The organism is Secundilactobacillus sp. MJ173 (assembly GCF_059704265.1).
The window spans coordinates 1-208 of sequence record NZ_BAAKGN010000027.1; the positions used below are offsets into that span (position 1 = coordinate 1).

The window sequence follows — 208 nt, forward strand, 5'->3', positions numbered from 1 at the left end:
CACATCTCTGAACGGTGTGATTCCGGTATTCTACCGGAGTCATGCCGTTTAGTGTTATTTGCAGACGCTCGTTGTTGTACCAATGAATATACTGGTCAATCAAGTTAATTAGTTCCGTCTTAGAATTCGTCTTATGAAATGCGAAAAACTCATCTTTCATATGACTCCAAAATGACTCCATGGGGCTATTATCTCCTGGGGTTCCAGC

General features: G+C 41.8%; 1 protein-coding gene. It reads right to left on the minus strand.

Annotated elements, in window-relative coordinates; genetic code table 11:
• The coding region (locus AC6H04_RS04460; protein ID WP_497570554.1) for an IS3 family transposase at nt 1-181 on the minus strand (181 nt) is incomplete at its 3' end.
• Nucleotides 182-208 lie beyond the last annotated feature (27 nt).